A 25835-nucleotide genomic window follows, 5' to 3' on the forward strand; every position below is an offset into this window, starting at 1 on the left:
CCGCCGCGCCGTCCGCTCCCGTTCCGCCCGTCCCCCCGCCCGGGCCCGGCCGGCGGCTCACGCCGGGGCTCCCCGCAGGCCGTCCCGGTCGCCGGGGGTCCCCTGGTCCAGGTAGGCCAGGACCGCCAGCACCCGCCGGTTGTCGTCGTCGGACGGCGGCAGCCCCAGCTTGCCGAAGATGTTGGAGGTGTGCTTGGCGACCGCCCGTTCGGTGATCACCAGCTGTGCGGCGATGGCCGCGTTCGACCGGCCCTGAGCCATCAGTTCCATGACCTCCCTCTCGCGCGGTGTCAGTCGGGCCATCGGCCGGTCCCTCTCACGCCGCGTCAGCAGTTGCCGGATCACCTGCGGGTCCATGGCCGTGCCGCCCGCCGCCACCCGGCGGACGGCGTCGACGAACTGGTCCGCGTCGAAGACCCGGTCCTTGAGCAGGTAGCCGACCCCGCCGTTCCCGTCGGCCAGCAGCTCACGGGCGTAGAGCTGCTCCACGTGCTGGGAGAGCACCAGCACCGGCAGCCCCGGCCGTTCGCGGCGGGCCACGAGGGCGCACTGCAGACCCTCGTCGGTGAACGACGGGGGCAGCCTGACGTCGACGACCGCCACGTCGGGGTCCAACTCGGCCAGGGCTCTGCTCAGCTCCGGCCCGTTGTCCACCGCCGCGGCGATCTCGAAGTCGTACGCCTGAAGCAGCCGTACCAGGCCGTCGCGGAGCAGAAACAGGTCTTCGGCCAGGACAACACGCACGGCAGGTCCCCTCGGTTCGCCCGGACGGGCCCCCACCGGGCCCGGGCCCACACGATAGGGCCGCCAACCGCCCTCAGCCGCGCGGCACCACGGTCGCCAGCACCGACGGCAGCGCGCTCCAGTCGGAGGTGACGAAGCTCGCCCGTTCGGCGGCGAGCAGCGCCACCCGGTCGAGCGCCTCGCGCTCGGTGGGGCGGGTGGCGCTGATGGCGGGCGCCACGGCGTGGGCGTCGGTCATCACCAGCAGGTAGTTCCGGGCCGCGTACCAGGAGGTGTCGATGCCGCCGGAGACGTAGGCGGAGGCGTCCCCGTCGAACACCACGAACCACGGCCGCAGGGAGGGGTCGGAGTAGCGGGAGGTGCGCGGGTCCCCGGCCCCGGCCCGGTGCACGGCGGGGAAGGCGGCGGCCCGCGCGAGGTTCCCGGCGGCGGCCAGGTCCCGCAGGTGGGCCGCGTACTCGCGGTCCGTCCACAGCGGGTCGAAGGGGTTGGACTCCTCGACCGTGCCGGGGATGAGGTGGATGAGGAACTTCCCCGCCAGCGCGTCCCGGCTCGGCCAGCCCCTCTGCCGCACCGCCTCGTCCAGCGTGGCGTACCCGGCGGCCAGCTCGCCGGGACGGTAGAGCGCGTCGCCGAGCCCGGCCGAGACCAGCGCGTCGAACTGCGCCGGGCCGCGCCCCAGGTTGGCGGCGAAACCGTCCTTCATCTCGATCTTGAGCAGGATCGGCCGGTGCCCGGGATGGGCGTCGTGCCAGGCCCGCAGGTCGGCCAGGCACCCGGCGAGGCTCTGGTTGCGGGGCTTCGAGCGCAGCTCGGCGGCGGAGGAGGCGTTCTCGCAGTTGTTGTCGTTGCCCAGCGGGTTGTCGTGCGCCACCCGCCAGCCGCGGCCGGAGAAGTTGGTCCACACGTCCAGCTCCAGCAGCGAGGCGCCGGAGTCCAGGGCGTCGGCGAAGTAGGTGTACCGGCTCTTCTCGTAGGCGTTGTGCACCCCGACGGAGGTGGCGCCCGAGTAGGGCAGGCTCCCCGGGTCCGCCGCGCCCGCGCCCGGCGCCGCCGCCACGGTCGTCAGCGCCAGGCCCAGGCCGCACGCCACCGCCGCCATCCCGCTCCGCCGCCGCTCCATCTGTGCCACCTCCGCTGTGGGGGACCAAGTCCCGCTCACCGTAGGGGAGTCGGGTGCGGCGGAGGGGGGCGCGGACGTGAAGGAGGGGGAAACAGCCGGCTCACACCCGGGGGGCGGCCGCCGGCGCGCCCGGCGGCGCCCGGCGCTCCGCACGCGACGGCGCCACCCTGCCGCGGGGACCAGCCGGTCGACGCCCGCCTGGTCCAGGCGCCGGGCGCCGGGCCGCGCCCGTCCGGGCGCGGCCCGGCGGGGTCAGCGCCGGAAGGGCCCCGCCACCTCGAACGTCATCCCGCCCAGGCCCGCCGGGTCGCCCAGGGTGCCGCGCTGGGACGAGAAGTACAGGCGGGAGCCGTCCGGGGAGAACGCCGGGCCGGTGATCTCGGAGTCGCCGTGGCCGTCGAGCCGGACCACCGGGGCCACCACGCCCTCCGGTGTGATCACGTTGATCTCCATGTTGCCGCCGTCCTCCGCCACGTACAGGTCGCCGGCGGAGGTGCCGGTGATGTTGTCCACGCCGTCCAGCGGGGAGTCCCGGTCGTAGACCACCGACAGCTCGCCCCGCTCGGCGTCGTACGCCCACACCCGGTTGTCGCCCTTGGTGGTGAACCAGCACACGCCGTGCGCGTAGTGGCAGCCCTCGCCGCCGTCGAAGTGGCGGGCGGCGTCCACCTGGCGGCGCGTCTGCCGCCCGAACAGCGGCGCCGACGGGTCCGGCACCTCGCGCCACTCCACGCCGCCGCCCGCCGACTCGCACAGCACCTCCAGCCGCCCGCGCGAGAGGTCCCCCCACACCTGGGGGACGTAGCGGTAGAAGCAGCCGTCCGACTCGTCCTCCGTCAGGTAGACCACGCGCCGGTCCGGATCGCAGGCCGCGGCCTCGTGCTTGAAGCGGCCCATCGCGTGGTGGGCGACCGCCTCGCGCCGCCCGTACGGGTCGGTCTCGAAGACCCGCCCCCGGTGGATCTCCTCGCACGACAGCCAGGTCCGCCACGGTGTCGCCCCGCCCGCGCAGTTGAGGTTGGTGCCCTCCAGGATCCGGTACGCCCGGTCGACGGAGCCGTCGGCGCGGAACCGGATCGCCGAGGCGCCGCCCACCAGGGGCACCTCGGAGTTGGAGACGTACACCCAGCCGTCGCCGTCCGGGTAGCAGGCGCCGCCGTCGGGCGCCGGGTGCCACCGCAGTCCGCCCACCGGCAGGCTGGAGCGGGCCACGACCCGGCTGCGGAAGCCCTCCGGCAGCGCCACCCCGTTGGCGTCCGGCGCCCGCAGCGGCCCGTAGGGACCCGCCCCGGCCGGGGCCGTCCCCGCCGCGGTGGCGGCCCCCTGCCACAGCGTGCCGGAGAAGGCGACGGCGCCGGCTCCGGCGGAGGCGGATCTCAGGAAGGTGCGTCGCTCCATGAGGTCTCCCGGATCGAGGGAACGTGTACACGTCACCCTTGCGCGCCGCGGGCGGCCGCCGAAGGGGGCCGGGGGAGAAGATCCGGTGAACTGCCGCTCACGTCCGCCCGGCGGCGCGGGCCGCGGCGGGCGGCCGGCCCCGGACTACCCCGGGCGGCCCTTCGTGCGGACCGCCGCGCGCTGGAGCGCGGCCTGGGCCGGGCCCACCAGGTAGTGGCCGGCGAGGCGTTCGGAGGCCAGTGCCGCGCGGGCCGCGTTGGAGCCGCAGGCGCCGTGGACGCCGCCGCCGGGGTGGGCGGAGGAGGACGCGAGGTACAGGCCGCGGACGGGGGTGGCGGCGCGGCCGGTGCCGGGGACGGGACGGAAGAAGAGCTGCTGGTGGACGGCCGCGGTGCCGCCGCCCAGCGCACCGCCCACCAGGTTCTCGTCGTGCGCCTGGATGTCGGTGGGGGCCAGGAAGCGGCGGGCGACGATGCGGTCGCGGAAGCCCGGCGCGCGGCGCTCGACCTCCGCCTCCACCCGCTCGGCCATCGCCTCCCGGTCCCGGGGCCCCCAGGCGCCGGTGACGCTCCCGTCGCCCGCGTCCCCGCGCACGTGCTGCGGCACGTGGGTGTAGGCCCAGGCCGACTCGGTGCCGGCGGGGGAGCGGGTGGGGTCGGAGGTGGTCATCTGGCCCACCAGGCAGAAGGGCCGGTCGGGCACGAGCCCGGTGGCCAGCTGGGCACTGTGGCGGGTGAGGTGGTCCATGCCGTCGGCCAGGTGGACGGTGCCCGCCCCGGCCGCCTCGGGGGAGCTCCAGGGAATGGGGCCGGACAGCGCCCAGTCCACCTTGACCGTGGAGGTGTCCCACTGGAAGCGGCGGATGTCGTCCCGCAGCCGGGCCGGGAGGTGCTCCCAGCCGACCAGCCCGCCGTACAGCGCCGGGGCGGGCACGTCCGCCAGGACGGCGCGGCGGGCCCGCACGGCATCACCGCCGTCGGTGACCACGCCGAGCGCGCGCCCGCCCCGGACCACCACCTTCGAGACCCGGTCCCCGCAGCGGACCGCCCCGCCCCGCGCCTCCAGGCGGCGCACCAGGGCGGCGGTGAGGGACCCGGCGCCCCCCAGCGGCACCGGCCAGCCGACCTCCTGGCCCATCATCGCCAGCAGCCAGCCGTAGACCGCCCCGGCCGTGGACTCGGGGAAGATGTCCGCGTGCAGCGCGCACCCGGCCAGCAGCATCGGCCCGCCCTCCCCGCCGAACTCCTCCTCGCCCAGCCGCCGCACGGGCAGCAGCAGCATGCGCAGCAGCCGCAGGCCGCCGGCCGCCCGCACCTTCGCGGCCAGGGAGAGGGCGGGGCGCACCGGCGGGAAGGGGGTGAGGAACGCCCGCATCAGGTCGGGGCCGAGCCTGTCCCACAGGCCGGTCAGCCGCAGGTACGCCTCCCCGTCGCCGGGCGCGAAGGACTCCAGGCTCCGCGCGGTGGCCTCGCGGTCGCGGTGCAGGACGGCGCAGCGGCCGCCGGGCAGCGGATGGGCCAGGACGGCCGGGGCGTGGCTCCACTCCAGGCCCCAGCGCTCCAGCTCCAGGGCGCGGATGGTGGGGGAGGCGGCGGCCAGCGGGTAGAAGGAGCTGAACAGGTCGCTGACGTAGTCGGGGTGGACGCCGCGGTCGCTGCGGACGGCGCCGCCCGGTTCGGGCTGGGCCTCCAGGACCAGCACCCGCCAGCCCGCGTCGGCCAGGATGTTGGCGGCGACCAGGCCGTTGGGGCCGGCCCCCACCACGACGGCGTCGGGTGCGTCGGTCATGGGCGACGAGCCTCCTGGGTGAGGGGCGGATCCCGGCGTCGCGCCGGGCCGGGGGTCAGGCGCCGGGCGGCGTGGTGTCGGGGCGGGCGGTGTGGGCGGTGTGGCCGTGGGTGCGCCGCGCCTCCTTCATCTCCGCCTCGTACAGGTGGCGCAGACCGCCCACCAGCTCGCGCACCTTCTCCTCGGCGGCGGTGAACGGCCTGTAGTAGTGGTCGTCGTAGCCCTCGACGATCTGGAACGTCCAGTGGCCGGGGATGACGTTGCGGCCGAGGATCTCGGTCTCCAGCAGGTCCGCCTCCGCCCCGTGGCCGGCGGCGCGGAGCATCTCCACCGCCTCGCCCAGCAGCAGGTCGGCCCGGCCGGTCATCTGGTGGAAGGAGTACAGGTGGCCGCGGGCCCGCTCGGTGGCCTCCAGCGCCTCGGAGACCTTGCCGACGGCCTCGACGGTGGCGTCGTCCACACCGGGGGGACGCCGGTGGGCGCGGTCGGGGCCGTCCTGGGGACCGCGGCGGCCGCGGACGTCCCGGGTCGTCATACGTGCCTCCCCGCCTTCCGGTCGGCCTCCGAGCGCCCGGCCTCCACCACGTCCCTCAGCCGCGCCAGCATCAGCCGGTGCCGCAGTTGCAGCAGCACGTCCACGGGGGCGGTGTGCACCCGGGCGACGGCCCCGCGCAGCGGGTGCTCGTCCATGGTGATCAGCGAGCCCTCCCCCCAGGGGCTCACCCGGATGGCGATGCGCGCGGTGCCCAGCCTCCCCGCCGAGGCCTCCAGCTCCAGCCGCTCGGGCGGCTCGCAGATGCGGACGACGGTGTGGCCGTGGACGGTCAGCGGCCCCACCCCGATCTCGTAGCGCAAGGTGGTGCCGACCTCCGGCCACTGCCCTTCGGCCTCGTGGGTCTCGCTGGTCCCGACCACCCACTTCTGGTACTGCTCGGCGTCGCCGAGGACGCCCCACACCCTCGCGGGCTTCCTGTTCACCCAGACGTGTCGCACTGCCATGCGGGCCGGATACCCGCTTTTCCGCGATGCACCGCCCGGGGGAGCCCGCCGCCCCCCTTACGGGCGAACCCCCCTGGCGCGCCGGCCGCGGGTCAGCCGCGGGTCAGCCGCGGGCGGCCGGGCGCGGCCCGGTGCCGCCCCGGGCCGGGCCGACGGGCGTGCAGGGGATCTCCATGGTGACCGTCGTCGGGCCGCCCGGCGGGCTGCTGACGGCCAGGATCCCGTCGAAGGTGCCGAGCCGGCGCTCCACCCCGGCCAGGCCCGAGCCCCCCGCGGGGTCCGCGCCGCCGTGCCCGTCGTCGACGACGGTGATCCGCAGCGCGCCGGTGTCGCCGCGGTAGCCGACGTCCAGCCAGACCCGGTCGGCCCCCGCGTGCTTGGCGGCGTTGGTGAGGACCTCGCTGACCGCGAAGTACGCCGCGGCCTCCACCGGATCCTCGAAGCGGCCGGGCAGGTCCACCGCGACCTCCACCGGGAGCCGGGTGCGCAGGGCCAGGGCGCGCACGGCGTCGCCCAGACCGCGCTCGGCGAGCACCGGCGGGTGGATGCCGCGCACCAGGTCCCGCAGTTCGGTGAGCGCCTCGGCGGAGTTCTGCCGGGCCTGGGCGACCAGCCTCCTCGCCTGCTGAGGGTCCTTCTCGATCAGGGCCTCGATCGCGCCCAGGCTCATGCCCATGGCCACCAGCCGGGCCTGGGCGCCGTCGTGCAGGTCCCGTTCGATGCGGCGCAGTTCGGCGGAGGAGGTGTCCACGGCGTCGTGCCGGGTCTCGTAGAGCCGGTCGACGCGGCGGCGCAGCGCCATCTCGCGGGTGGGGGCGAGCAGGGCGCGGGTGAGCCGGAGTCCGGCGCGCATCAGGCGCGGGGCCGCGTACGGGGCGGAGGCCGTCAGGCACCAGCCGACGCCCATCGCCAGGAGGGCGTTGCTCTGGGAGGTCAGCGGGACGAACAGGAACCAGTCGCCCTCCATGGCCCGCCACAGGCCCGCCGCGACCACCGTGCCGTAGGGGCCGTAGAGCGTCAGGGCGGCGGGCAGCAGGGCGAGGAGGAAGCCGGCGACGGCGTCGACCAGGAGCCACTGGAGGTCGCGCCAGGTGGCCGGGTCCCTCAGCAGCAGCACGCAGTGCTCGACCCGCCCGGCGATCCCGGGGCGCATCCGCGCCGGCCGGGGGCGGTAGGGGTCGGGGATGGCGGTCCCGCCCCAGTCGGCCGCCAGCGCGCGGCGCCACCGGGCGTAGGAGCGCACCCCGGACAGGACGGCGGGGGTGGTCAGCAGGCCCACGCCGAGCGGGACGAACGCGATCGACAGCACCGCCGCCACGAACAGCGCGATCCCGCACACGATCGACACCAGCGCCAGCGGCAGTCCGCGCGCCGCGGCCGTCAGCCACTCCCGCACCCCCGGCCCGGCCCGTTCCGTGATCACGCCCACGATCCCCTCCGCATCCCCGCCCGTGCCGTACCGCCGCGCGGTGTCCGGGCGGTCCCTCCGCCCGGCGCTCCCAGTCTGGGCGACGCGGGGGAGCCCGGTCACGGGGGACGGGCACCGGGGCGGTGGTGTACCTGGCACCACCACGGGGCAGGGCGTGGAAGCGCGACCACTCCCCGGACGGCGGCGCACCCGCCGGCCCGCCTCCGGCACGGTGGCGCGGACCACCGTACGGCGCACCCGGCCCCCGGGAGCCGCACCCGACAGGAGGAAGACGGCATGAGATTCGGTCTGCTCGGCACCGGACCCTGGGCGGAACTCGCCTACGGGCCCGCCCTCAGCGCCCACCCCGACGTCGAGCTGGCGGGGGTGTGGGGCCGCCGGCCGGAGGCGGCGGCGCAGCTCGCCGGACGCTTCGGCACCCGCCCCTACGAGGACGCCGACGCCCTGATGGCCGACTGCGACGCGATCGCCGTGGCCCTGCCGCCGGACGTGCAGGCGCCCCTGGCGGTGCGCGCCGCGAAGGCGGGGTGCCACCTGCTGCTGGACAAGCCGGTGGCCACCGACGCGGCGGCCGCGCGCGAGATCGCCGCGGCGGTCGAGGGCGCGGGCGTGGCCTCGGTGGTCTTCTTCACCCTGCGGTTCCGCCCGGAGACGGCGGCGTGGATCGAGGAGCAGCGGGCGGCGGGCGGCTGGCAGGTGGGCCGCGCCGCCTGGCTCGGCGGGATCCTCGGTGAGGGGGCCGGGGCCAGCCCGTTCGCGAACTCGCCCTGGCGGCGGGAGAAGGGCGGGCTGTGGGACGTCGGCCCGCACGCCCTGTCGGTGCTGCTGCCGGTGCTGGGCGACGTGGCGGACCTGGACGGCTCCCTGGCCGCCGTCTCCGGCGCGGCCGGCACGGTGCAGCTGGCCATGCGGCACACCTCGGGCGCCACCAGCACCTGCGCGCTCAGCCTCGCCGTGGCCCCGGCGGCCGCCGTGACCGCCGTGGAGCTGCGCGGCACGGCGGGCGCGGCCGCCCTGCCGGACGGGGAGACCGACGCGGTGGAGGCCCTCGGCCACGCCGTCGACGCGCTGCTCGCCTCGGCCCGCACCGGGCGGCCGCACCCGTGCGACATACGGCTGGGGGTGCGGGTGACGGAGATCCTGGCGGCGGCCCAGGCCCGGCTCGACGGGCGCTGACCGCGGCCCGCAAGGGCCCGGTGCCCCGCCCGCGGGCGGGGCACCGGGCCCTTGCGGGCCGCTTCGTGGCACGCCGTCACTCGCGGCCCAGGCACACCCCGCACCGCGCGCACAGGGTGTAGGTCCAGTAGCCGGTGCGCCACAGCTCGGTGCCGGCCGGCCCGGCGCACACCCAGCACGCCGGCCGGCTCCCGGCCCGGCGGGCCCCGGGCCCCTCGAAGGGCTGGGCGTGGAGGGCGCGGCGCACCACCGCGGGCAGCGGTTCGCGGGGGTGGCGGCGGGGATCGGGGCAGTAGGCGATGTTGTTCCAGCCGCGCCGCCAGGTCCGCCAGGGGCCGGCGCAGGAGGGCCGGCGGTGTCCGGCGCGCTTCTCGCGGATCCGCCTCTCGGAGTACGCCGCCACCGCGGCCAGCCACACCTGCCGGGCCTCGTGCAGCTCCTCGACGGCCCGCACCAGCGCGTCGGGGTCCTTCTCGGGCCGGCTCGGTATGCCGGCGCTGGCGCGCAGGTAGTGGTACGTGGCGCCGAAGCCGTACGGTGCGAAGTGCTGCAGGCACGACCGCAGGTCGCTCAGCCGGTGCCGCGGGTTCCGCGCCGCGTCGTGCACCCGGGTCCTGTGTGTACGGAAACTGCTCATCCTGCCCCCTGTGGTTCTCCAGGAGAGGATGGCGCCGCCCCGCCCGTTCCGGAACCCGTGGCGGGGATGGTTCCGGAAGTTCCCCGGCCCCCGCGGGCCGCCGGCGGTGCACTCTCCGTACTGCCGCATATTCAGATCGTATTTGTCAAGTCGCCGTGACGGTCCGGCGGGAGCCCCCTATGCTCCCTGTCACGCAGCGAGCCGCGGCCGTCACGGTCCGTGTCGCCGTGTGCGGTGCCCCGGTGCCGCCGTGTCCCCGGACGGGGCGGCGGGGGAGTCCCGGCGGGTCCGGACGGAACTCCCCGGCCGGGGGCGCGCATGCCGGGGCGGGCTTCCGGCGGCGGCCGGGTGCCGCGTCCGGTCGCGGCGCCGCCGCCCGCTCCGTCCGGCCCGCGCCGCTCCACCCCGTCCCGCTCCGCCCCGCCGTGCCTGCTCCATCCCGTACCGTCCCGTTTCGTCCTGTCCTGTCCCGTGTCCGCGCCGGCGTCCCGACCGGGAACCGGCGCACACCCGGGCCCCGTCCCGCCGGCCCGCTCCGCGACCCGGCCCCGGCCCACGCCCGTCACCACGTCCGCACCAACGCCAGAGGATGCCCATGGAGCCTGCCGGCTCGTTGACGGGAGGCCGACGCCCCGCTCCCGGGGGCGTATGGCTCGCCTCCCCCGTACTGGTGGCCGCCTGCGCGGCCGTAGCCGTCTCCACCGTCACCGCACCCGCCCGCGCCGCGGTCGCCTGGTGCGGCGCGGTGGCCACCCTCCTCGTCGCCGCGGCCGCCTGCGAGGCGGTGCGCCGCGGCCGCGCCGCCACCGCCGCCGAGCGGCGCGCGGAACGCCAGCTCGCCGACCTCGAACACTACTGCCGCACCGTCATGCCCCCGGCCGTGGCGGCCGTGCAGCGCGGCGAGGTGCCCGCCGACGTCCTGCCCGACCCCCTGCACCCGGCCGACTCCGACCCGCGGCTGGTGGCCGCCCACCGGGAGCTGACCCGCGTGGTGCTGCAGGCCCTGCAGGAGCGCGAGTACCGGCGCGACTCCGCCCGCCGCGCGATCGTCAACATCGCCTGCCGCATCCAGGCCGAGATCCACCGCCTCCAGGCCGACCTGCGCAGGATGCAGTTCAAGCACGCCGGTCCGGAGGTCCTGGGCGACCTGATGCACCTGGAGCACGGCGTCAACGTCGCCGGCCGCGTGGCCACCAGCCTCGCCGTCCTCGGCGGCGGCAGCCCGGCCCGCCAGTGGCAGAAGCCGGTCTCGCTCTACGACGTGCTGCGCGCGGGCAGCGCGCCCATCGCCGAGTACCTGCGCATCGATCTGCACCGCATCGCCGAGGTCGCGGTGCTCGGTCCGGCCGTCGAGCCGCTCAGCCTGGTCTTCAGCGAGCTGATGGACAACGCCACCCGCTACTCGCCGCCCAGCACCAAGGTGGTCGTCAACACCGAGGAGGTCGCCTCGGGCGTCGAGGTCTCCATCGAGGACAAGGGGGTGGGCCTGACCGAGGAGACCCGCAAGCACGCCGAGTTCCTGCTCACCCAGGCGCTCGACGGCCTGGACCTGGAGGACCTCGGCGAGACGGCCCGCATGGGCCTGCGCGTGGCGGGCATCATGGCCGGCCGGCTCGGGCTGCGGATCTCCCTGCGGCCCTCCACCTGCGACGGGGTGCGCGCGGTCGTCTACGTCCCGCACGACCTGCTCACCTCGCTGCCCATGGACTCCTACCCCCGGGTCGGGGGCCGCCCCCCGGGCCCGGCGACCCGGCGCCCGGCGCACGCCGCGCCGCGCGCGGCGGTGCCGTCCGGGCCGGACGCGGGCCCGGGGGAGGGGCGCGCCGCCGAGCGGGACACCGGCGGACTGCCGCAACGCCGCCGCCACCGCGTCCACGGCACCCCGGCCGGCGCGCCGGGGGCCGCCGCACCGGCCGCCGGAGGGGGCGCGTCCGCGGGGGGCCCGACCGGCCGGCCGCCCCTGGAGGCCCACCCGGAGACGGGGCTGTGGGTGGGCGACTTCTTCACCAGGCCCGCCGACGGCCGCGGCGGCCCGAGCGGCGGCGGCCCGAGCGGCGGCGGGGCCGCCCCCGCCTCCCGGACATCCCCGGTGCACCGGGCACCGGACCGGCCCGCGGCCGACCACGGGCCGTACGACCAGTAGCGGAATCAGGTGAGTAGCACGTGACGCAGCAGCGGCTCAAGAACATGGACTGGTTGCTCAAGGACCTGGCCGTCACCGTCCCCTGCACCCGGCACATCGTCCTGCTCTCCGCCGACGGCCTGTGCATGGCCCAGTACGGCACCGACAAGGACACCGCGGACCGGCTGGCCGCGGCGTCCTCGGGCCTGAAGAGCCTGGCGCAGTCGGTGGCCGCGGAGTTCCCGCACGGCGGGGGAGGGGTGCGCATGGTCGTCCTGGAGGTCGACGGCGGCTTCTTCTACCTCATGGCCGCCGCCGCCAACTCCTACCTGGCCGTGACCGCCGACGAGGGCGTGGACGCCGGACTGATGAGCCAGCGCATGAGGGACCTGGTCATCCGGATCGGCGACCATCTCGCCAGCCCGCCCCGAGCCCCCGAGCAGACGCCGTGAGCGGCGGCCGGCAGGGGCGGGAGGGGGACTGGGAGGAGGGCACGCCCGTTCCCCTGTACGTCGTCACCGGCGGACGCGCCGAGGCCGGGGACGCGCAGGTGCTGGACCTGGTCACGCTGATCGTGGCCCGGACCGAACCGGAACCGGGGATGCGCCCCGAGCACGTCTCCATCCTGCGCATGTGCGCCAACCCGCTCTCCGTGGCCGAGCTCTCCGCCCATCTGGACCTGCCGTTCAGCGCCGTCCACGTGCTGCTGTCGGACCTGCTGGCCGGGTCCCTGGTGGAGGCACGGCAGACCCGCGCGGCGCACACGGCCGCCGCCGACCCCGACGTCGAGATCCTGAAAGCGTTGATCGATGGACTACAGCGACTCTGAACCGCCCCCGGGACCGCGGCGCGAGGACCTGCTGCCGGCCTCGACCGAGCGGTCGGTGAAGGTGGTCGTGGTCGGGGGGTTCGGCGTCGGCAAGACGACGATGGTGGGCTCGGTCAGCGAGATCCGCCCCCTGACCACCGAGGAGACGATGACCCAGGCCGGGGTGGGCGTCGACGACCTCTCCGGCGTGGAGCGCAAGACCGAGACCACCGTGGCCATGGACTTCGGCCGCATCACGCTCGACGACCGGCTCGTCCTCTACCTGTTCGGCACCCCCGGCCAGCAGCGCTTCTGGTTCCTGTGGAACGGCGTCATCGCCGGCGCGCTGGGGGCGGTGGTGCTGGTGGACACCCGCCGCCTGGAGGAGAGCTTCCCCGCCATGGACCGCCTGGAGCAGGGCGGCGTCCCCTTCGTCGTGGCCGTCAACCACTTCCCCGGCGCCCCCGTGCACCCCGCCTCCGAGCTGCGCGCGGCGCTCGACCTGCCCGAGCACGTCCCCCTGGTCGACTGCGACGCCCGCCGTCTCGACTCCAGCCGCGACGTCCTGCTGACGCTCATGCGCTACCTCTACGACTCCGCCACCGCGCCCCGGGAGGCACTGTGAGCACGCCCTTCCCCGACCCCAGCGTCCCGCCCCCCGGCGTTCCGGACGTCCCGCCGGGCGCCTTCGCCCGCCACGGGCCCGCGGGCGGAGCCGGGGCGCCGCCGCCCGGCTGCCCCGCCCACGGCGGCCGGCCCCTGCCCCCGGAGTTCGCCGACGCCACGCCCCTGTACGGCCCCGAGGCCGCCGCCGACCCCGCCGGCCTGTACGAGCGGATGCGGGAGCGGCACGGCGCGATCGCCCCGGTGCTGCTGGAGGGCGGCGTCCCCGCCTGGCTGCTGCTCGGCTACGAGGAGATCCTCCAGGTCGCGCGCAACCCGCGCCGCTTCACCCGCGACACCCGGCACTGGCGCGACTGCCGGGAGGGCAGGATCCCCGTGGACTCCCCGCTGATGCCGGTGCTGGGCTGGCGGCCCGACTGCATCTCCCAGGACGGCGACGAGCACCAGCGGCTGCGCGGTGCGGTCAAGGACAGCCTGGAGCGCTTCGACCGCCGGGCCATCCGCCGGGCGGTCCACCGCCGCGCCCACCGGCTCGTCGACGCCTTCGCGGGCGCCGGCCGGGCCGAACTGGTGGGCCAGTTCGCCCAGGTGCTGCCCATGACGGTGCTGACCGACCTCTACGGCCTCCCCGAGGCCGAGGGCGCCCGCCTGGTGGAGGCCAGCCGGCAACTCGTGAAGGGCACCGAGAAGGCGCTGGAGGCCGACCGCCACATCCACGGGATCCTGCGGAGGCTGGTGGCGGACAAGCGCGCCGAGCCCGGCCCCGACTTCGCCTCCTGGCTGATCGAGCACGGGGCGCGGCTCACCGACGAGGAGATCCTCCAGCACCTGCGGCTGGTGCTGGTGCTGGCCAACGAGACCACCACCAACCTGATGGCCAACACGCTGCGGATGGTCCTCACCGACCCCCGGTTCCGCGGCACCCTCGACGGCGGCCGGATGACGCTCCCGGCCGCCGTCGAGCAGATCCTGTGGGACGAACCGCCGCTGACGGTCGTCCCCGGGCGCTTCCCGACGCACGACATGGAGATCGGCGGCCGCCGGGTCCGCCGGGGCGACCTGCTGCTGCTGGGGGTGGCCGCCGGGAACACCGATCCGGCCATCGGGCGCTCACCGGGCCAGGACATGCACGGCAACCGCTCGCACCTGTCGTTCAACAGCGGCCCGCACGAGTGCCCGGGCCAGGACATCGGCAGGGCCGTCACGGGCTCGGGCATCGACACCCTGCTCGCCCGGCTGCCCGACCTGCACCTGGCCGTCCCCGAGGAGGAGCTGACCTGGACCGCCACCTCCTGGTCCCGCCACCTGGACGCCCTGCCCGTCCGGTTCACCCCGCGCCACGCGCGCAACCCGTTCGAGCCGCCGCCCGCCCCGCGGCCGCGTGTGCAGCCGGCGGCGGGAGCACCGGCGGGGGCGGCTGCCGCGGTGTCCCACCGGCGGCCGTCCCGCGGGTGGCTGCGCCTGCTGCGGCCGGGGCGGCGCGGCTGAACCCCGCCGGGCGCGCCCGGGCCGGCCGCATCCGCGGCCCCCGGGCCCCCGCCGCCCCTAACGGGACAGCGCGTCGCGCACGGCCTCCTCGGAGCGCGCCACCACGGCCGAGCCGTCGTCGGCGGTGATGATCGGACGCTGGATCAGCCGGGGGTGCTCCGCCAGCGCCGCGATCCACCGGTCCCGCTCGGCCGGCTCCCTCGGCCAGGACCTCAGGCCCAGCTCCCCGGCCTCGGCCTCCTGGGTGCGGGTGATGTCCCACGGCTCCAGCCCGAGCCGCTCCAGCACCGCCCGCAGCTCGTCCGCGTCCGGCGGGTCCTCCAGGTAGCGGCGGACGGTGTACTCGGCTCCCTCGGCGTCCAGCAGCTTCACCGCGCTGCGGCACTTGGAGCACGCGGGGTTGGTCCAGATCTCCATGCCGCCACGGTAGCGGCCGCCCGGACGCGCCCCGCCCGCCCTCGGGAGGGACGCGCCCGGGCGCCCGGCGTCCGTGCGCGGCCCCGCGGCCGTCAGACAAGCGGCGGAGGGCCGGCGCCCCGGGTCCGACGACTGTCCGCTTCTCGGCCCCCGCGTTCCCCGGAAATTCCGCTTCCTGCCTCCCTGAGCTGCGGAAACGTGCCGTACGGCGGTGACGGGCGGTGCTTGACGCCGACCTGGCGCCCTCCTATGGTCTCCCCGCTCGACCGGAAAGGTTCCGAAAACTTTCATCCCCCACACCCCGCGGCCGGAGGCCGCGCGCTCCCCGCGGAGTCCGCCTCCCCCGGCCGCGCACCAGGAAGGAACCGGAGTTGACCATGACCGCGAGACACGCCGAGCGGACCGCCGGGGACCGCCCCCGCTCCCGGCGCACGGGCCGGCGGCTGCGCCGCCTGGTGGCGCCCCTGCTGCTCTCCGCCGGGATGTGCCTGGGCACCCTGACCGCGGCGGGACCGGCCCAGGCCGTCGACAGCACCGTCATCACCTCCACCCAGAGCGGCGGGCGGACCGTCTCGTTCACCTTCGACGACGGCCCGGACCCCACCCACACCCCCAACCTGCTGGCCGTCCTGCGCAAGCACAACGTCAAGGCGACCTTCTGCCTGTGGGGCGACCACGTGCGGCAGCACCCCCACCTGGTGGCCCGGATCGCTGCGGACGGCCACAGGCTGTGCAACCACTCCCTGTCCCACCAGGACATGGGCGGCTGGTCGCAGCAGCAGGTCCGCCAGAACCTGGAGCAGACCAACAACCTGATCCGCCAGGCCGCCCCCGGCGCGCGGATCACCTACTTCCGCGCTCCCTACGGCAGTTGGGGCCAGTCCCCGCAGGTGGCGGCGGCGCTGGGGATGCAGCCGCTGGGCTGGCGGCTGGCGATCAACGACTGGCAGCCCCCGGGCACCGGCGAGCTGGTGCGCCGCATCATGCAGGGCGTCACGCCCGGCGCCGTCGTCCTGATGCACGACGGCGGCGGCGACCGCAGCCAGACGGTCGCCGCCGTCGACCAGACCATCCCCCAGCTGAAGGCCCAGGGCTACACGTTCGACCAGCCCGCCGTCCGCTGACCCTCCCGCCGTCCCCGGCGCTCCGGGCGCCCGGGGACGGCGGACCGGGCGCCCCGGCCCGCGCCCCCGCGGTGTGCGCGGACCTGTCGGTCGTGTGCCCGTCCTTCCTAGACTGCGGGACGTGAAGGGACTGCTGCTGCGGCTCTCGGCGCTGGACGCCGACGCCGCCACCGCCGTGCGGGTGATCGCCCACTTCGAGGCGCTGCTCGGCGGCGGTCTGGATCCGGTCACCCTGGCGCGGTCCACGGCCGGGCTGGCCGGCTGCGCGGCGGGGCTGGAACTGCCCGACGGCCGCACGGCGCGGTTCGGACCGGACGGCGCCCCGCTGCCCGGCACCCCCGCGCACGTCTCCGGCCGGGTGGAGCCGGAGCCGGGCGGCCGCGTCTGGCTGGAGCGGCCCGGCGCGCCCGGCCCGTTCGACGAACTGGTCCTGGAGTGGATGGCCATCGCCGCCCGGGTGCTGGCCGGCCGCCCCCGGCAGGCCCGCCCGCCCCGGGCCGCCGACCCCGCCCTGGTCGAGCTGGTGCTGTCCGGGCGCGAGGACGCCGCGGACCGCTCCCGCGCGCTGCGGCTGCTGGGCCTGGACCCGGCGGTGCCGCTGCGCGTGGTCGCGGTGGCCGCGGGGGCGGGCTCGGACGCGGGGGTGGAGGCGGTGGCCCTGATGGGGCGCGGGGCCGTGCGGGGCGCCGTACGGGTCGCGCGGGTCGGGGAGCTGGGGGCGGTACTGGTGCAGCGGCCGGACGACGGTCCCGCCGGCGCCGGCGGGACCGCGTCACCGGCCGCGGAGCTGCGGGCGGCCGTCCGCGAACGGGCCCGCGACCGGACCGCGCACCGCGCCCCCGCCCCCGGGTGCGGACCGGCCCGCGGACGCGGCACGCGGGCCGGCGTCGGAGGCGCCGCCGGCCCGCTGGACGCGCGCACCTCCTGGGACCAGGCCCGCGCCGCCCTGCGGTTCACCGCTCCCGGCGCCCCGGAGGAGGCGGTGGCCGACCACGACGAACTCGGCCCCGTCGCGCTGCTGGCCGACATCCCCGTCGCGCGGCTGCGCGAGCAGGCCGACGTGCGGCGGCTCGCGGAACTGGCCCGCGGCGACGGCGCCGGGGGAGGGCAGGGCGCCGACCTGCTGGCCGCCCTGGCCGCGTTCTGCCGCACCGGCTCGCTGCGCCAGGCCGCCGCCGGGCTCCACCTGCACCACAGCTCGGTGGCCGCGCGCCTGGCGCACGTCGAGAAGGAGCTGGGGTGGCGGCTGCGCGATCCGCAGGACCGGTTCCGCGCCCACCTGGCCCTGTACGCCCTGCGGCTGGCGGACGCCGGGACCGGCTGAGCGGGTGGTGCGGTGGCGGCGGGCGCGCCGGCCGGCCGCTCACCGCCCCAGCGCCCTGCGCAGCACCGCCACCGCCTCGGCGGTCGCACGGCGTATCACGGCGGCGTGCTCCACGGCCCACGCGCCGTGGAAGGTGCCGGGGACCAGGTGCAGCTCCACCGGCACCCCGGCGGCCAGCAGGGCGCGCGCGTAGTCGATCCCCTCGTCCCGCAGCGGATCGAACTCCATCACCGACACGTACGCGGGGGGCAGCCCCGACAAGGCGATCACCCCGGCGCGGGCGGGCGCGGCGTACGGGGAGACACCGGGCGTCCCCGGCACGCCGTGGCCCAGGTACGCCTCCCAGCTCAGCCGCGCGTTGCGCCGGTTCCACACGGGCGTGTCGGTGAACAGCCGGGCGCTGGGGGTGTCGAGCCGGTCGTCGAGCGCCGGGCTGCACAGGTGCTGGAAGCAGACGGCGGGACCGCCGCGGTCGCGGGCGAGCAGGGTCAGTCCGGCGGCCAGCCCGGCCCCCGCGCTGTCGCCCCACAGGGCGATCCGGCCGGGGTCCACGCCCAGGTCGCCGGCGGCCTCCACCAGCCCGCACAGCCCCGCGTAGCAGTCCTCCAGCGGTGCGGGGAAGGGGTGCTCGGGCGCCAGCCGGTAGTCGACCGAGACCACCAGCGCCCGCAGCTCCCGGCACAGCATCAGGTTCCAGTCGTGGTCGACGTCCGGCGAGCCCAGCACGAACCCGCCGCCGTGGATGCCGTAGACGGCGGGCAGCGGACCGGCGGCCCCCCGCGGCCGGTAGAGCCGCAGCCGCACCCGCGGCGCGCCCGCCGGCCCGGGGACGAGGACCTCCTCGACGTCCACGCCCGCGGTGTCCGCCGCCGCGACCGCCGCGGCCAGCTGCCCGGCCTGCGAGGCGCGGGCCGCGTCCAGGTCGAGGATGTCGACCTCGGGCATCATCGGCAGCGCGGCGGCCAGCTCCGGGTCGAACCGGTGGCGCATCCGCGTCCTCCGGTCGTCTGCGGGCGGGGCGGGGGCCAGAGGTGCGGCGGGGCGCGGCGCGCCGCCGTGAGAAGACGGTGTCACGGGCTTCCTCCCAGGTCATCAGACGGGCGTCGGGAGTACGGCGGCCCCGGACCGACACGCGCGCGGTTTCCCCGGCGCGACCGGTGCCCGACAACCCGGCCGACCCCCCCGAACACCGTTGTGAGCAGCGGAAACAACCCCGCCGGGCGGCCTGCGGCCCGTGCTTGACGCCAGGTGGGGGCCTCCCTATGGTCTCCCCGCCCGGCCGGGACCCTCCGGGGAGCCCGGCATCCCCCGCGCGCCGCTCCGCGCGCACCCACCGATCCGCCCCACCACCCGCGCCGGGGCGCCCGAAGGGATCCAGCGTTGACCGAGAAGACCGAACCCGCCCGCGGCACCGGCCCGCGCCGCCGGCACACCCGCTCCCGGCGACTGCGCCGCCTGGCACTGCCCCTGCTGCTCTCCGCCGGGATGTGCCTGGGCACCCTGACCCTGGCGGAGCCCGCCCGGGCCGGACAGGAGGCCGGACGGGGGGCCGGGTGGGGCGGGGCCACCGCCGCCGTCGTCGACTCCACCCGGCACGGCGGCCGCACCCTCGCCCTCACCTTCGACGACGGCCCCGACCCCACCGACACCCCGCGCCTGCTGGCGGTGCTGCGCAAGCACCGCGTCAAGGCGGTCTTCTGCCTGTGGGGCGAGCACGTGAGGCAGCACCCCGAACTGGTGCGCGCCATCGTCCGGGGCGGCCACACCCTGTGCAACCACACCATGCGCCACGACGACATGAGCACCTGGTCGCCCGAGGACGTCCGCGCCGACCTGGAGGCGACCAACGCCGAGATCCGCAAGGCCGCCCCCGGCGCGCCGGTCCGCTACTTCCGCGCCCCCTACGGCAGCTGGGGCGGCACCCCCGAGGTGGCGGCGGAACTGGGCATGCAACCGCTGGGCTGGCGGCTGGCCGTCGGCGACTGGGAGCCGCCGGGCACCGGCGAGCTGGTCCGCCGCGTCGTCGAGGGCGTCACGCCCGGCGCCGTCGTCCTGATGCACGACGGCGGCGGCGACCGCAGCCAGACCGTCGAGGCCGTCGACCGGATCGTCCCGCTGCTGCGCGCCGAGGGCTGGCGCTTCGACCGCCCCGCCCGCCGCGCCTGACCCGTCCCCGCACCACCGGCACCCCGGGAGAAACCGCATGACCGACGACCGCGCGCGGCGCGGATACCGCACCGGGAGCGCGACGAGCTGCGTCGTGGCCCTGGTCACCGGCGCCCTGCTCCTGCTCACCGCCCCGTCCACGCCCGCCGCGCCCGGAGCCGGGGGCGATCCGGCCGCGGCGCGGCACACCGCCGACCGGGGCGGACGGACCTGGGTGGGCACCTGGTCGACCACGCCCACGGCCGTACCGGCCTCGGACGGCACCGTCTTCGAGGACCAGACCGTCCGGCAGACCGTCCACACCAGCGTCGGCGGGGACCGGGTCCGCATCCGGCTCTCCAACGAGTTCGGCGACCGCCCCCTGGTCGTCGGCGAGGCCCGCATCGCCCGCCGGGCCGGCGGCGGCTCCACCACCCGCATCGACCCGCGCACCGACCGGCCCCTCACCTTCGGCGGGCGCGCCTCCACCACCGTCCCTGCCGGCGCCCCCGCCCTCAGCGACCCCGTCGACCTGGCGGTGCCCGCCGGCTCCGACCTGGTGGTCAGCATCCACCTGCCCGAGCGCACCCCCGGCTCGACGGTCCACGCCTTCGCCTTCCAGCACAACCACGCCGCCCCCGGCAACGTGACCGGCGCGGCGGACATCGAGCCCACCGCCACCTTCGACCGCTGGTACTTCCTGACCGGCGTGAGCGTGAGCGCCCGCCGCGGGGCCGGGGACTCGGCCGTCGTCGCGTTCGGCGACTCCATCACCGACGGCTCCGACACCGGCGTGAACGCCAACCACCGCTGGCCCGACTTCCTCGCCCAGCGGCTGCGCTCCGCCCGCGGCCCCCACGCCCGCGGCGTGCTCAACCAGGGCGTCAGCGGCAACCGGCTGCTGCACGACCCCAACCCGCCGGCCGGCTCCGGCGCCGAGGGCTACGCGGCCTACTTCGGGCAGAGCGCCCTGCGCCGCTTCGACCGCGACGTGGCCGCCCAGCCCGGCGCCGAGCACGTCGTCGTCCTGCTCGGCGTCAACGACCTCGGGCACCCGGGCACCACCGCCCCCGCCTCCGAGGAGGTCACCGCCGAGGACATCATCGGCGCCCACCGCCAGATCATCGCCCGCGCCCACGAGCGGGGGCTGAAGGCGTACGGCGGTACGATCCTGCCGTTCAAGGGCGACACCTTCGGCTTCTACAGCGCCGAGAACGAGGCCGCCCGCCAGGCCGTCAACCGCTGGATCCGCACCGGCGGCGAGTACGACGGGGTGATCGACTTCGACGCGGCCCTGCGCGACCCGTCCGACCCGCGGCGGCTCGACCCCCGCTACGACAGCGGCGACCACCTGCACCCCAACGACGCAGGGGCGGAGGCGATGGCCGCCGCCGTCCCCCTCCACCTGCTGCGCTGACCGGCCTGCGGCCCGCGGCCCGTGCGGCGGGTCCGTCCCCGCCCGGCGCCCCGCCGGGCGGGGACGCGGCGCTCCCCGCCGGGCGGGCCCGCCCCGCCGGGCGGGGACGCGGCGCTCCCCGCCGGGCGGGCCCGCCCCGCCGAGTTCGCCGGCCGCGGCGCGGGGAAGAAGCACTCCGTCCGAGCGTCGACGACAGACGGCGAGGAGAACCCGATGGGCATCACCTTCCGCAAGAGCATCCGGATCCTGCCCGGGGTCCGACTGAACATCAACCGCCGCTCCTGGTCGGTCACCCTGGGCGGCGGCGCGGGGCCGCGGCACACGTACAACTCCCGGGGGCGCCGCACCACCTCCATGGACCTGCCCGGCCCGTTCGGCTACCGCAGGACGACCGCCCGCCGGAGCCGCTGACCCCCGCCGCGCTCCGCGCCGGTCCGCCGACCCCGCCCGCCCGCGGCGGCCGGTCCCGCAGCGGAACCGCGGACTCACATCCCGGGCAGGGCCTCCTGCTCGACCTCCCACCCCCCGCGCACCGGCGCCGACCGCATCGCGAGCTTCTCGCGGCACTCGTCCCCGAGCCCCCACAGCCGCGCCCGCCGGCCGCGCAGGGGGCGTCCGCACATCCGGCACAGCACGCGCCGGCGCGCCTCCTGCCCGGACGGCCCAGGGCTGCCGGGGAGGGGGAGGGGGGAGGGTTCGGGCTCGGCGGTCACCCCACCGGTCTACCAGTCCCCGCGCCGCCGCGCGAGGGCGGTGCGCAACGGCCGCCGGCCGCGTCCTTCCGGGAGGCGGAGGGACGCGGCCGGCGGACCGCGGACGGCTCCGGCGAGCGGAGGTCCGCTCCGGCCCGGGGCGGCCTCAGAGGTCGAAGTACATCTCGAACTCGTGCGGGTGCGGGCGGAGCTGGATCGGGGCGATTTCGTTGGTGCGCTTGTAGTCGATCCAGGTCTCGATCAGGTCCGCAGTGAAGACGCCGCCCACCTGCAGGTACTCGTTGTCCTCCTCCAGGGCGTCCAGCACGGCGCCCAGGTCGGTCGGGACCTGCGGGACGCCCGCGTGCTCCTCCGGAGCCAGCTCGTAGAGGTCCTTGTCGATCGGCTCGGCCGGCTCGATCTTGTTCTTGACGCCGTCCAGACCGGCCAGCAGCAGGGCCGAGAAGGCCAGGTACGGGTTGGAGGACGGGTCCGGGGCGCGGAACTCCACGCGCTTGGCCTTCGGGTTCGAGCCGGTGATCGGGATGCGCATCGCGGCGGAGCGGTTGCGCTGCGAGTACACCAGGTTCACCGGGGCCTCGAAGCCCGGCACCAGGCGGTGGTAGGAGTTCACCGTCGGGTTGGTGAAGGCCAGCAGCGACGGGGCGTGCTTGAGGATGCCGCCGATGTAGTAGCGGGCGGTGTCCGACAGGCCGGCGTAGCCCTGCTCGTCGTAGAAGAGCGGCTCGCCGCCGGACCACAGCGACTGGTGGACGTGCATGCCCGAGCCGTTGTCGCCGAAGATCGGCTTCGGCATGAAGGTCGCGGTCTTGCCGTTGCGCCAGGCGACGTTCTTGATGATGTACTTGAACAGCATCAGGTCGTCGGCGGCGGCCAGCAGCGTGTTGAACCTGTAGTTGATCTCGGCCTGGCCGGCGGTGCCCACCTCGTGGTGCTGGCGCTCGACCTGGAGCCCGGCCTTGGCCAGCTCCAGGGACATCTCAGCGCGCAGGTCGGCGAAGTGGTCGACCGGCGGGGCCGGGAAGTAGCCGCCCTTGTAGCGCACCTTGTAGCCGCGGTTGTCCTCCAGGGCGCCGGTGTTCCAGGCGCCGGCCTCGGAGTCGATGTGGTAGAAGGACTCGTTGGCGCTGGTCTGGAAGCGGACGCTGTCGAAGACGTAGAACTCGGCCTCCGGACCGAAGTAGGCGGTGTCGGCGATGCCGGAGGAGGCGAGGTACGCCTCGGCCTTCTTCGCCACGTTCCGCGGGTCGCGGCTGTACTGCTCCCCGGTGATCGGGTCGTGGATGAAGAAGTTGATGTTGAGCGTGGCGTCCTTGCGGAACGGGTCGAGGCGTGCGGTGGACAGATCGGGGACGAGCGCCATGTCGGACTCGTGGATGGCCTGGAAGCCGCGGATCGACGAACCGTCGAACATCAGCTGCTCCGCCGGGTCGAAGACCTCGGCGGGGATGCTGAAGTGCTGCATGACGCCGGGCAGGTCGCAGAACCTGACGTCGACGAACTTGACGTCGTTGTCCGAGATGTACTTCTTTGCCTCGTCGGCGTTCTGGAACATCCAAGTCCTCCTAGTCCCGCCGCGAGGGGACGGGGTGGCAGCTCGAGTGGCAGTCCAGTGCGGTGTCCTGCTGCGCCCGACCCTAGGTTTGCGGGATTTCTCGGGCATGACCCGTTCGTTTCGGCGATGTTAACCGGGCGGACGGGTGGAGGGGCTCCCGCGACGCTCCCCGCGCGGCCGTGTGCGTTCCGTGTCCGGCCCGCTCGGGTACCCCCGATCCCCGCGCGTTACCGTTGAGGCGTGGACAACAGGCAAGCAATCGGATCGTGGCTCTCGGGCCCGCGTGCGGCGGCCGAGCAGATGGGCGTGGACTTCGGCTACCGGGGCGAGCGGCTGGGTCTGCCCCAGGACGGGCCGGGCTCGATCGCGCCGGTCGGACGGCGGGTCGCGGCGATCTCCGTCGACTGGGGCCTGTGCCTGCTGATCGCATACGGTCTGCTCACGGGCGGCGACTTCCGGGCCGCGGGCAACTGGGCGCTGCTGGTCCTCGCCGTGCTCTCCGTGCTCACCGTCGGCACGGTCGGCTCCACCCCGGGCAAGCGGCTGATGGGGCTGCGGGTGGTCTCGGCGGACGGCGGACGCCTCTCGCTGCCCCGCACGGTGCTGCGCACGGTCCTGCTGGTGCTCGCCGTCCCGGCGCTGGTCTGGGACCGCGACTCGCGCGGCCTGCACGACCGCCTCTCCGGCGCCGTCCAGGTGCGGATCTGAGCCGCCCGGCCCGGCGGACGGATGCGGCGGAGGCCCGGAGCAGCTGCTCCGGGCCTCCGCCGCATCCGTCCGCCGGGCTCCCGCGCGGGCCCTCGGCTCAGCGGGGCCCCCGGGGCATCCGCATGCCCCGGGGCATCGGGCCCTTGGGCAGCGGCAGGTTGTTCATCAGGTCGCCCATCGCCCGCAGCCGGTCGTTGACCTCGGTGACCTGGGGGCCCTGGAGGACCCGGGGGAGCTTGAGCAGCTTGGTGCGGAGCTTCTTCAGCTCCGTCTGGCCCTCGCCGGTGCCCACCACCACGTCGTGGACGGGGACCTCGCCGACGATGCGCGCCATGCGCTTCCTCTCGGAGGCGAGCAGGTTCCGCACCCGGTTGGGGTTGCCCTCGCCGACCAGGACGATGCCGGCCTTGCCGACCGCGCGGTGGACCACGTCCTGCTGGCGGTTGACCGCCACCGCCGGGGTGACCGTCCAGCCCCGGCCGATGTTGTCCAGCACCGCGGCCGCCGCGCCCGGCTGGCCCTCCATCTGGCTGAAGGCGGCCCGCTCGGCCCGCCGGCCGAAGACGATCGCCATCGCCAGGAAGGCCAGCAGGAAGCCGAGGATGCCCAGGTAGACCGGGTGACCGAGCCAGAAGCCGATCGCGAGGAGAACACCGAAGGTGACGACACCTACGCCCGCGATGACGAAGCCGATCCACCTGTCGACGCGCCGCGTCATCTTGTACGTCAGGGCGATCTGCTTGAGCCGCCCCGGATTCTCGGATGTTTCCTTCCTCGCCATACGGCGAAGTCTACGTCGTCCCCACCGGCCGCCTCGGGCGGGTCGCCGCGGCCTCCGGCGCCGCCGCGGCCTCACGGCGCGCCCGCGCCCGGCCGCGGTCGCGCAGGGCCGACGTCCGGGCGTTGCGGAGCGCGGTCAGCCGGCCGCCGGGCGGCAGCAGCCCTTCCAGGACCCGCAGCGCGGTGTGCACCGGGAGCCCCTTCCGCCGGACGCGCCCGTGGGGCGGCGGGACGCGCGCGGCCCGCGGCCCCGTCGGCGCCCCCCCGCCCCCGGTGCCGCCGGCAGGCGACCGGGCGGTCACAGGGGACGGAAGGAGCCCTGCGGACGGATCCGCCGCCCGGCGGTGCCGGGCGGCGGGCCCGCGTCAGGCGGCCGTGGCGCCCCGGCGCTCGATCGCCTGCCGGTACAGCCGGCCGGCGCGGTAGGAGGAGCGGACCAGCGGGCCGGACAGGACACCGGCGAAGCCGATCTCCTCCGCCTCCGCCTGCAGCTCCACGAACTCCTGCGGCTTCACCCAGCGCTCCACGGGGTGGTGCCGCGGGGAGGGCCGCAGGTACTGGGTGATGGTGATCAGCTCGCAGCCCGCCTCGTGCAGGTCGCGCAGGGCCTGGGAAACCTCCTCGCGGGTCTCGCCCATGCCCAGGATCAGGTTGGACTTGGTGACCAGCCCCTCCGCGCGGGCCCGGGTGATGACCTCCAGCGACCGCTCGTAGCGGAAGGCGGGGCGGATGCGCTTGAAGATCCGCGGCACCGTCTCCACGTTGTGCGCCAGCACCTCCGGGCGGGAGGAGAAGACCTCGGCGAGCTGCTCGGGGACGGCGTTGAAGTCCGGGATCAGCAGCTCGACGCCGGTGTCCGGCATCAGCGCGTGGATCTGGCGGACCGTCTCGGCGTACAGCCAGGCGCCGCCGTCGGGCAGGTCGTCGCGCGCGACACCGGTGACCGTGGCGTACCGCAGCTCCATCTGCCGCACGGACTCCGCCACGCGGCGCGGCTCGTCCCGGTCGAACGCGGCGGGCTTGCCGGTGTCGATCTGGCAGAAGTCGCAGCGCCGGGTGCACTGCTCGCCGCCGATGAGGAAGGTGGCCTCCCGGTCCTCCCAGCACTCGAAGATGTTGGGGCAGCCCGCCTCCTGGCACACCGTGTGCAGCCCCTCGCGCTTGACCAAGGACTGCAGTGCGTTGTACTCGGGGCCCATCTTCGCCCGGGTCTTGATCCACTCGGGCTTGCGCTCGATGGGGGTCTGGCTGTTCCGGACCTCCAGGCGCAGCAGCTTCCTACCGTCGGGTGCGACAGCGGACACGTCCGGCTCCCT

At 76.2% G+C, this 25835-nt stretch carries 27 protein-coding genes; 12 read left to right on the forward strand and 15 right to left on the reverse strand.

Going from position 1 to position 25835, the window contains the following annotated elements; all coding sequences use genetic code 11:
* Positions 1–57 precede the first annotated feature (57 nt).
* The 7 genes from ACFSJS_RS01950 to ACFSJS_RS01980 all read right to left on the reverse strand — a co-directional run bounded on the left by ACFSJS_RS01950 (position 58) and on the right by ACFSJS_RS01980 (position 7481).
* Positions 58–744: a LuxR C-terminal-related transcriptional regulator gene (locus ACFSJS_RS01950; RefSeq protein ID WP_380895956.1), complete on the reverse strand. Its 687-nt coding sequence runs from the start codon at positions 742–744 to the stop codon at positions 58–60.
* A gap of 73 nt (positions 745–817) precedes the next feature.
* The gene (locus ACFSJS_RS01955; protein ID WP_380895958.1) at positions 818–1867 is read right to left on the reverse strand and encodes a phosphatidylinositol-specific phospholipase C domain-containing protein; all 1050 of its coding nucleotides are present in this window, start codon (positions 1865–1867) and stop codon (positions 818–820) included.
* A gap of 252 nt (positions 1868–2119) precedes the next feature.
* A complete protein-coding gene (locus ACFSJS_RS01960) occupies positions 2120–3265 on the reverse strand; it encodes an alkaline phosphatase PhoX (RefSeq protein ID WP_380895960.1) in 1146 nt (381 codons plus the stop codon).
* A gap of 144 nt (positions 3266–3409) precedes the next feature.
* Positions 3410–5053: a phytoene desaturase family protein gene (locus tag ACFSJS_RS01965; protein ID WP_380895962.1), complete on the reverse strand. Its 1644-nt coding sequence runs from the start codon at positions 5051–5053 to the stop codon at positions 3410–3412.
* 55 nt (positions 5054–5108) lie between these two features.
* Positions 5109–5588 (reverse strand): hypothetical protein, encoded by a 480-nt coding sequence (locus ACFSJS_RS01970; RefSeq protein WP_380895963.1) that lies wholly within the window; start codon positions 5586–5588, stop codon positions 5109–5111.
* The gene (locus tag ACFSJS_RS01975; protein ID WP_380895965.1) at positions 5585–6052 is read right to left on the reverse strand and encodes an SRPBCC family protein; all 468 of its coding nucleotides are present in this window, start codon (positions 6050–6052) and stop codon (positions 5585–5587) included. Before ACFSJS_RS01975 ends, ACFSJS_RS01970 begins: the two co-directional genes overlap by 4 nt.
* Positions 6053–6155: 103 nt before the next feature.
* On the reverse strand, positions 6156–7481 hold the full coding sequence (locus ACFSJS_RS01980) for a sensor histidine kinase (protein ID WP_380895966.1): 1326 nt from the start codon (positions 7479–7481) through the stop codon (positions 6156–6158).
* 276 nt (positions 7482–7757) lie between these two features.
* Between ACFSJS_RS01980 and ACFSJS_RS01985 the strand changes: the two genes are divergently transcribed.
* Positions 7758–8657 carry a Gfo/Idh/MocA family protein gene (locus ACFSJS_RS01985; protein WP_380895968.1) on the forward strand — a complete coding sequence of 300 codons (900 nt, stop codon included), beginning with the start codon at positions 7758–7760 and terminating at the stop codon, positions 8655–8657.
* A 76-nt stretch (positions 8658–8733) separates the two neighbouring features.
* Here ACFSJS_RS01985 and ACFSJS_RS01990 read toward each other — a convergent pair whose 3' ends face one another.
* Complete coding sequence (locus ACFSJS_RS01990; RefSeq protein ID WP_380895969.1) at positions 8734–9294, reverse strand: hypothetical protein; 561 nt, start codon at positions 9292–9294, stop codon at positions 8734–8736.
* A gap of 595 nt (positions 9295–9889) precedes the next feature.
* On the opposite strand from ACFSJS_RS01990, the gene ACFSJS_RS01995 reads away from it, so the two are divergent.
* Genes ACFSJS_RS01995 through ACFSJS_RS02015 form a run of 5 tightly spaced genes read left to right on the forward strand, consistent with a single transcriptional unit; the run spans position 9890 to position 14336 of the window.
* Positions 9890–11437 (forward strand): ATP-binding protein, encoded by a 1548-nt coding sequence (locus ACFSJS_RS01995; protein WP_380895971.1) that lies wholly within the window; start codon positions 9890–9892, stop codon positions 11435–11437.
* A gap of 44 nt (positions 11438–11481) precedes the next feature.
* Positions 11482–11868: a roadblock/LC7 domain-containing protein gene (locus ACFSJS_RS02000; RefSeq protein ID WP_380896763.1), complete on the forward strand. Its 387-nt coding sequence runs from the start codon at positions 11482–11484 to the stop codon at positions 11866–11868.
* A complete protein-coding gene (locus ACFSJS_RS02005; protein WP_380895973.1) occupies positions 11865–12245 on the forward strand; it encodes a DUF742 domain-containing protein in 381 nt (126 codons plus the stop codon). The genes ACFSJS_RS02000 and ACFSJS_RS02005 overlap by 4 nt, the downstream gene beginning before the upstream one ends.
* On the forward strand, positions 12226–12849 hold the full coding sequence (locus tag ACFSJS_RS02010; protein WP_380895975.1) for a GTP-binding protein: 624 nt from the start codon (positions 12226–12228) through the stop codon (positions 12847–12849). The genes ACFSJS_RS02005 and ACFSJS_RS02010 overlap by 20 nt, the downstream gene beginning before the upstream one ends.
* Complete coding sequence (locus tag ACFSJS_RS02015) at positions 12846–14336, forward strand: cytochrome P450 (RefSeq protein ID WP_380895977.1); 1491 nt, start codon at positions 12846–12848, stop codon at positions 14334–14336. The genes ACFSJS_RS02010 and ACFSJS_RS02015 overlap by 4 nt, the downstream gene beginning before the upstream one ends.
* 57 nt (positions 14337–14393) lie before the next feature.
* On the opposite strand, the gene ACFSJS_RS02020 is transcribed toward ACFSJS_RS02015, so the two are convergent.
* The gene (locus ACFSJS_RS02020) at positions 14394–14753 is read right to left on the reverse strand and encodes an arsenate reductase family protein (protein ID WP_380895979.1); all 360 of its coding nucleotides are present in this window, start codon (positions 14751–14753) and stop codon (positions 14394–14396) included.
* A gap of 377 nt (positions 14754–15130) precedes the next feature.
* Between ACFSJS_RS02020 and ACFSJS_RS02025 the strand changes: the two genes are divergently transcribed.
* Positions 15131–15877: a polysaccharide deacetylase family protein gene (locus ACFSJS_RS02025; protein WP_380895981.1), complete on the forward strand. Its 747-nt coding sequence runs from the start codon at positions 15131–15133 to the stop codon at positions 15875–15877.
* A gap of 121 nt (positions 15878–15998) precedes the next feature.
* Complete coding sequence (locus ACFSJS_RS02030) at positions 15999–17201, forward strand: PucR family transcriptional regulator (RefSeq protein WP_380895983.1); 1203 nt, start codon at positions 15999–16001, stop codon at positions 17199–17201.
* Positions 17202–17240: 39 nt separating this feature from the next.
* Here the strand turns inward: ACFSJS_RS02030 and ACFSJS_RS02035 are convergent, their stop codons facing one another.
* Complete coding sequence (locus tag ACFSJS_RS02035) at positions 17241–18191, reverse strand: alpha/beta hydrolase (RefSeq protein WP_380895985.1); 951 nt, start codon at positions 18189–18191, stop codon at positions 17241–17243.
* Between the two features lie 390 nt (positions 18192–18581).
* On the opposite strand from ACFSJS_RS02035, the gene ACFSJS_RS02040 reads away from it, so the two are divergent.
* The 3 genes from ACFSJS_RS02040 to ACFSJS_RS02050 all read left to right on the forward strand — a co-directional run bounded on the left by ACFSJS_RS02040 (position 18582) and on the right by ACFSJS_RS02050 (position 21174).
* Complete coding sequence (locus ACFSJS_RS02040; protein WP_380895986.1) at positions 18582–19367, forward strand: polysaccharide deacetylase family protein; 786 nt, start codon at positions 18582–18584, stop codon at positions 19365–19367.
* Positions 19368–19404: 37 nt separating this feature from the next.
* A complete protein-coding gene (locus tag ACFSJS_RS02045) occupies positions 19405–20763 on the forward strand; it encodes an SGNH/GDSL hydrolase family protein (RefSeq protein WP_380895988.1) in 1359 nt (452 codons plus the stop codon).
* Between the two features lie 213 nt (positions 20764–20976).
* Positions 20977–21174 (forward strand): DUF4236 domain-containing protein, encoded by a 198-nt coding sequence (locus ACFSJS_RS02050; RefSeq protein ID WP_380895989.1) that lies wholly within the window; start codon positions 20977–20979, stop codon positions 21172–21174.
* Positions 21175–21248: 74 nt separating this feature from the next.
* On the opposite strand, the gene ACFSJS_RS02055 is transcribed toward ACFSJS_RS02050, so the two are convergent.
* Complete coding sequence (locus ACFSJS_RS02055) at positions 21249–21476, reverse strand: DUF6011 domain-containing protein (protein ID WP_380895991.1); 228 nt, start codon at positions 21474–21476, stop codon at positions 21249–21251.
* 145 nt (positions 21477–21621) lie between these two features.
* Positions 21622–23031, reverse strand: a complete 1410-nt coding sequence (glnA, locus tag ACFSJS_RS02060) for a type I glutamate--ammonia ligase (protein ID WP_380895993.1) — start codon at positions 23029–23031, stop codon at positions 21622–21624.
* Between the two features lie 240 nt (positions 23032–23271).
* Here glnA and ACFSJS_RS02065 point away from each other — a divergent pair, with 240 nt between their 5' ends.
* Entirely contained in the window at positions 23272–23739 is a 468-nt protein-coding gene (locus ACFSJS_RS02065; RefSeq protein ID WP_380895994.1) for an RDD family protein, read from the forward strand.
* 97 nt (positions 23740–23836) lie between these two features.
* Here the strand turns inward: ACFSJS_RS02065 and ACFSJS_RS02070 are convergent, their stop codons facing one another.
* The 3 genes from ACFSJS_RS02070 to lipA form a co-directional block, all read right to left on the reverse strand.
* Positions 23837–24520, reverse strand: coding sequence for a DUF4191 domain-containing protein (locus tag ACFSJS_RS02070; RefSeq protein WP_380895996.1), 684 nt, complete (start codon positions 24518–24520; stop codon positions 23837–23839).
* Between the two features lie 10 nt (positions 24521–24530).
* Positions 24531–24710 (reverse strand): hypothetical protein, encoded by a 180-nt coding sequence (locus ACFSJS_RS02075; protein WP_380895998.1) that lies wholly within the window; start codon positions 24708–24710, stop codon positions 24531–24533.
* Between the two features lie 174 nt (positions 24711–24884).
* Positions 24885–25823 carry a lipoyl synthase gene (gene lipA / locus ACFSJS_RS02080; RefSeq protein ID WP_380896000.1) on the reverse strand — a complete coding sequence of 313 codons (939 nt, stop codon included), beginning with the start codon at positions 25821–25823 and terminating at the stop codon, positions 24885–24887.
* Positions 25824–25835 lie beyond the last annotated feature (12 nt).

This window comes from Streptomyces desertarenae (genome assembly GCF_042681365.1).
GTDB lineage: Bacteria > Actinomycetota > Actinomycetes > Streptomycetales > Streptomycetaceae > Streptomyces > Streptomyces desertarenae.

Excerpts from the sequence above, each read along its gene's own strand:
- ACFSJS_RS02070 (WP_380895996.1), bottom strand. The coding sequence starts at position 24,520 with ATGGCGAGGAAGGAAACATCCGAGAATCCGGGGCGGCTCAAGCAGATC.
- ACFSJS_RS01955 (WP_380895958.1), bottom strand. The coding sequence starts at position 1,867 with ATGGAGCGGCGGCGGAGCGGGATGGCGGCGGTGGCGTGCGGCCTGGGC.
- glnA (WP_380895993.1), bottom strand. The coding sequence starts at position 23,031 with ATGTTCCAGAACGCCGACGAGGCAAAGAAGTACATCTCGGACAACGAC.
- ACFSJS_RS02035 (WP_380895985.1), bottom strand. The coding sequence starts at position 18,191 with ATGCGCCACCGGTTCGACCCGGAGCTGGCCGCCGCGCTGCCGATGATG.
- ACFSJS_RS01990 (WP_380895969.1), bottom strand. The coding sequence starts at position 9,294 with ATGAGCAGTTTCCGTACACACAGGACCCGGGTGCACGACGCGGCGCGG.
- ACFSJS_RS02045 (WP_380895988.1), top strand. The coding sequence starts at position 19,405 with ATGACCGACGACCGCGCGCGGCGCGGATACCGCACCGGGAGCGCGACG.
- ACFSJS_RS01965 (WP_380895962.1), bottom strand. The coding sequence starts at position 5,053 with ATGACCGACGCACCCGACGCCGTCGTGGTGGGGGCCGGCCCCAACGGC.
- ACFSJS_RS02000 (WP_380896763.1), top strand. The coding sequence starts at position 11,482 with ATGGACTGGTTGCTCAAGGACCTGGCCGTCACCGTCCCCTGCACCCGG.
- ACFSJS_RS01985 (WP_380895968.1), top strand. The coding sequence starts at position 7,758 with ATGAGATTCGGTCTGCTCGGCACCGGACCCTGGGCGGAACTCGCCTAC.
- ACFSJS_RS01960 (WP_380895960.1), bottom strand. The coding sequence starts at position 3,265 with ATGGAGCGACGCACCTTCCTGAGATCCGCCTCCGCCGGAGCCGGCGCC.
- ACFSJS_RS02020 (WP_380895979.1), bottom strand. The coding sequence starts at position 14,753 with ATGGAGATCTGGACCAACCCCGCGTGCTCCAAGTGCCGCAGCGCGGTG.
- ACFSJS_RS02025 (WP_380895981.1), top strand. The coding sequence starts at position 15,131 with ATGACCGCGAGACACGCCGAGCGGACCGCCGGGGACCGCCCCCGCTCC.
- ACFSJS_RS01995 (WP_380895971.1), top strand. The coding sequence starts at position 9,890 with ATGGAGCCTGCCGGCTCGTTGACGGGAGGCCGACGCCCCGCTCCCGGG.
- ACFSJS_RS01970 (WP_380895963.1), bottom strand. The coding sequence starts at position 5,588 with ATGACGACCCGGGACGTCCGCGGCCGCCGCGGTCCCCAGGACGGCCCC.
- ACFSJS_RS02010 (WP_380895975.1), top strand. The coding sequence starts at position 12,226 with ATGGACTACAGCGACTCTGAACCGCCCCCGGGACCGCGGCGCGAGGAC.
- ACFSJS_RS02050 (WP_380895989.1), top strand. The coding sequence starts at position 20,977 with ATGGGCATCACCTTCCGCAAGAGCATCCGGATCCTGCCCGGGGTCCGA.
- ACFSJS_RS01975 (WP_380895965.1), bottom strand. The coding sequence starts at position 6,052 with ATGGCAGTGCGACACGTCTGGGTGAACAGGAAGCCCGCGAGGGTGTGG.